Origin of the sequence: Patulibacter sp. NPDC049589 (assembly GCF_040675535.1) — a bacterium.
GTDB lineage: Bacteria > Actinomycetota > Thermoleophilia > Solirubrobacterales > Solirubrobacteraceae > Patulibacter.
Genome location: NZ_JBFAPC010000275.1, coordinates 1 through 4,321 on the forward strand (window position 1 = coordinate 1; position 4,321 = coordinate 4,321).

4 protein-coding genes are annotated in these 4,321 nt (G+C 73.3%); all 4 read right to left on the bottom strand.

Annotation, left to right across the window (positions count from 1 at the left end):
- Positions 1-406: 406 nt before the first annotated feature.
- On the bottom strand, positions 407-1,459 hold the full coding sequence (locus AB0L40_RS26850; protein ID WP_364361726.1) for a hypothetical protein: 1,053 nt from the start codon (positions 1,457-1,459) through the stop codon (positions 407-409).
- Positions 1,460-1,538: 79 nt separating this feature from the next.
- Positions 1,539-3,059, bottom strand: a complete 1,521-nt coding sequence (locus tag AB0L40_RS26855; protein WP_364361728.1) for a hypothetical protein — start codon at positions 3,057-3,059, stop codon at positions 1,539-1,541.
- A gap of 202 nt (positions 3,060-3,261) precedes the next feature.
- A complete protein-coding gene (locus AB0L40_RS26860) occupies positions 3,262-4,233 on the bottom strand; it encodes a hypothetical protein (RefSeq protein WP_364361730.1) in 972 nt (323 codons plus the stop codon).
- A gap of 3 nt (positions 4,234-4,236) precedes the next feature.
- Positions 4,237-4,311 (bottom strand): hypothetical protein, encoded by a 75-nt coding sequence (locus tag AB0L40_RS26865; RefSeq protein ID WP_364361732.1) that lies wholly within the window; start codon positions 4,309-4,311, stop codon positions 4,237-4,239.
- Positions 4,312-4,321 lie beyond the last annotated feature (10 nt).

Here is a 4,321-nt window from a genome sequence, read left to right on the forward strand (position 1 = left end):
CCCGCAGGTGGCCTCGCTGTGGGGGCTGGTCGGGACGGGGGTGGGGGCGGACATGGTGGTCCTCCGACGCCGGGGCGGAGGGGGAGGGGCGGCGGCGCGCGCCACCCTACTCCCGGGCCGGGGAGCCGTCCACGGGCGCGGCGGGCGGCCCGCCCGGGGGCCCGCCCCGGCCCGGCCCGCGGCTCCGCGGGCGCACCGCCCGCCGCCGGCCGGCGGCCTGGCCGGGCGTCCGAGCGGCGGGCTGGACGTTCATCGCATCGATGGCCCGGCGCGGCGCCGGGGGAGCAGCCTGGGGCGGTACGGCGTCCACGACCCCGGAGCCCGACGATGCGCCGCCGCCGCAGCCCGTCGCGTAGGCGGGCGCGCCGCGACCGCACGGGTCGCGGCGCCCGGGTGGGGCCCGCTCCTAGAGGATCGAGTTCAGGACGTAGCCGAAGCTCCGCCGCTGCTGGCCGCGCGGGTCCAGCAGGCCCGAGTCCCAGGACCCGTTGCGGGTGCCGGGGACCCAGGAGGGGTTCGCCTCGGACTGCAGCTGGTAGATGTAGGCGCGCTGGAGCTGCTTGTAGCGGCCGGTCAGCGTCTTCAGGTAGCGCGTCGCGTCGTACTGGTACCTCTCGCGGGCGCTGTCGCTCGTCGCCTTCTTGCGCTGCGCGAGGAACGGGCTCTTCTTCTCCGACGACGCCTTGCGGCTGTAGACGCCGCCGGACTCGGTGATCCAGACCTTCGACGACTTCACGGCCGACGAGCGCAGGAAGCGCGAGGTGTCGGTCGCCGTCCGGTCGTTGACGTCGTGGTAGTTGTTGAGCCCCCAGATGCGGATCGGCATCCCGGCCGCCCGGCGGACCTTCAGGGCGTAGGCGGCGTCGGTCGTCCCGGACGTCAGGTGGATGTCCCCGGCGAGCAGCCGGCAGTCGCTGCAGCTCTTCAGGTCCTTGCTGATCGTCCGGTAGAGCCGGCCCAGCGCCTCGGGCTTGCCGCGGAACGGCCCGGTGAGGTTCGGCTCGTTGAAGAGCGAGAAGTCCTTGACCCACGGGTACGCCGCGCGGAAGCGCTTGAACTCGGTGCGGAACGTCGCCGCGGGGATCGCCTTCTTCAGCGACGACGAGTTCGACGCCGTGACCCAGAACGTCACCAGCGGGCGCACGTTCGCGGCCCGGGCGGCCTGCAGCCACGCGTCGGCCTGCTGGGCGTAGAACGAGCGCGCGGCGTCGTTGCGGTACTTCAGCGCGTCGAAGCGGATGACGTAGCGCGCGGACGTCATGCCCGCGTCGCGCAGCTGCAGGAACGCGGGGTTCGCGAACGTCTCGGGCTTCTGGTCGGCGATGCCCCAGGTCACGGCGGCGTGCGCGGGGGCGGCGACGGCGGCGGACGCCAGGACCGCGACGCCGGCGCCGAGCAACGCGGCTCCCGTCCGGCGGGCGGGGGAGCGGGACACTGGTGATCGACGGGTCGGGCGCATGCGGCGGGTCCTCGGGCGGTGGGCGACGTGGGGCGATCGCGATCATCCCGCCTCGGCCGATGGTTGGCGTCGTCAGGCGTCAGAGCGCCCGCAGCGCCGCGGTCGTGCTGGTGACCGTCGTGCCGTCGACCGGCGAGACGTAGACGTAGCGGTAGCGCGCGCGGGACGCCCGCGGCACCCGGGCGAGGAACGCGCCGTGGGCGTCGGTCGTGACCGTCCGGTACGTCCGCCACGCGCCGCCGGACGAGCGCTCCAGCCGGACGGGCATCGCGCCGGTCGCGGTCCGCACCTGGCCCCAGATCGTCCCGGCGCGGACGGTCCGGTAGCCGAAGATCGGGTTGGGGAAGGCCTGGGCGATCGGCTTGGGGCGCCCGTCCTGGAAATACAGCCCCGACTGCCAGCCGCTGGGATCGACGCGGACCGATCCGTCGCCCTCGTCCAGCCACTCGTACTGGGCGAGCATCTGGACCCGCGGGTGGTTCCACGCGATCCACCAGCCCCACTGCGCCCACACCGACTGCGCGCCGAGCGAGACGCCGCGGGTGCGCTCGGGCGGGTTCGTCTCGTACCCGTACTCGGTCAGCCAGAGCGGGAAGCGCTTGGCGCCCACGACCTTCAGGCAGCCGGCCTTCGTGAGCCGGTCGACGACGGCGGTGAGCCGGCCGAGGTCGCCCATCCGCGCGTCGTCGGGGCGCGGCGAGCGGTAGCCGGGCGAGAACCCGTTGGAGTGGGGGTGGTAGGCCAGCGCCGTGCCCCGCGGCGCGCGGAAGCCGCGGCACTCGCCGGTCGTGATCCGCCGGTAGCGGGCGTCGACGCAGGCCAGCGCGCGCAGGAAGGTCAGGGGCGGCGTCGTGCCGTTGACGCGGGTGGGGCGGGCGTCGCCCTTCGGGGACGTGGCGCCGATCGCGATCGGCGCGGTCGGGGCGAACGCGCGGATCGCGTCGTAGCCGACGGCCGCGAGCTTGCGGTACTGGTGCGGCGAGGAGACGGTGCAGCGGCCGTTCCTGCAGACGTTCTGCGGCTGCAGCCAGGTCGCGACGTTCGGCTCGTTCCAGACGATCCACGACGCCACGCGGTCGGCGGTGTGCCGGGCGACGGCGCGCGCGAACGCCCCGAAACGCGCGGGGCTCGGCCGCCAGCGGCCGTTGTCCCGCTGCGGCTCCAGCGACCCCCACACCGGACCGGGGCCGGTGATCACGAGCGTCACCGTCATGCCGTTGCGGCGGACGAGGTCGATCTTGCCGTCGAGCCCGGAGAGGTCGTAGCCGTCGCCGGTCAGCGGGTCCACGCTCGACGGCGGCGTGCGGCTGTCCGGGGCGGGGGCGATGTGCGCCCACTCGGCGAACAGCCGGACGTTCGTGACGCCCGCGGCCTTCCACCGCGCGACGATCGGCGCGGGGTCGCCGTGCGCGCCGTTGAGCACGGCGTCGTCGGCCATCGTGGTGACCATCCCGCGCGCCGCGGACGCCCGCTCCGGGCCGCCGGGTGGCGCCGCGACCGACACGGCCGCGAGCACCAGGACGACGAGGAGGGCGCGGAACGGCGCGGCCGACGCCCGGGACGGCGCCCCCAGGACGCGGGGGCTCGACGGCGCTCGCACCGGCTCAGGATCCCGGGTCCGACGGATCACGGCGCCGATTCCTGAGGGCCGATCTCGTTTTCTCGCGGTCCGTGGCGGCCGGGGACGCATCGGATCTCGCCCTCGGGCCCTTCGGTCAGCCACCCAGGCTGATTCTCAGGACCCGAGGACGACCTCCTCGGTCCCCGACCACCACGACTCCACGGGAAAACGAGATCGCCCCTTACAGCACGTGCTTGATCAGGTACCCGAACGACCGCCGCTCGGCGCCGCGCGGGTCCAGCAGGCCGGAGTCCCAGGAGTGGTTGCGCGTGCCGGGCACCCACGTCGGGTTCGGCTCGGACTGCAGCTGGTAGACGTAGGCCCGCTGGACCTGCCGCGAGTAGCGCTTGACGATCGTGTTGAGGTAGCGCGTGGCGTCGTACTGGTACTTCTCGCGGGCGCTGTCGCTCGTCGCCTTCCGCTTCTGCGCGAGGAACGGGTTCTTCTTCTCCGACGACGCCTTGCGGGCGTAGACGCCGCCGGACTCGGTGATCCACACCTTCGAGCTCTTCACGGCCGTCGAGCGGAGGAAGCGCGAGGTCTGCGTGGAGCTGCGGTCGTTGACGTCGTTGTAGTTGTTGAGCCCCCAGATGCGGATCGGGGTCTTCGCGGCGCGCCGGACCTTCAGGGCGTAGGAGCCGGCGGCGGTGCCCGACGTCAGGTGGATGTCGCCGGCGAGGAGGCGGCAGTCCTTGCAGCTCTTCAGGTCCTTGCTGATCGTGCGGTAGAGCCGGCCGAGGGCGGCGGGGTCCTTCTTGTAGGGGCCGGTGAGGTTCGGCTCGTTGAAGAGCGAGAAGTCCTTGACCCACGGGTACGCCTTGCGGAAGCGCTTGAACTCCGTGCGGAAGCGCGACGCCGAGATCTTCCTCTTCAGCGACGACGCGTTGGACGCGGTGACCCAGAACGTCACGAGCGGGCGCACGTTCGCGGCCTGCGCGGCCTTGAGCCACGCATCGGCCTGCTGGGCGTAGAACGACAGGCCGGAGGTCTTCGCGTAGCGCAGGGCGTCGTAGCGCATGGTGTAGCGGGCGGTCTTCATGCCGGCCTTCTGCAGCTCGCCGAACGCGGGGGTCGTGAACGTCGCGGGCTTCTGGTCGGCGATGCCCCACGTCACCTTCGCGTCGGCGGGCGCGGCGACCGCGGCGCTGGCCATCAGCTACCAGTCGATCCCCTGCTGCGCGCGGATGCCCGCCGCCATCGGGTGCTTGACGTTGACGACCTCCGAGACCAGGTCGGCGGTC

What these genes read in the sequence shown, in the direction of transcription:
- AB0L40_RS26850 (WP_364361726.1), bottom strand. Translation starts at nt 1,459, where the DNA reads ATGCGCCCGACCCGTCGATCACCAGTGTCCCGCTCCCCCGCCCGCCGG.
- AB0L40_RS26860 (WP_364361730.1), bottom strand. Translation starts at nt 4,233, where the DNA reads ATGGCCAGCGCCGCGGTCGCCGCGCCCGCCGACGCGAAGGTGACGTGG.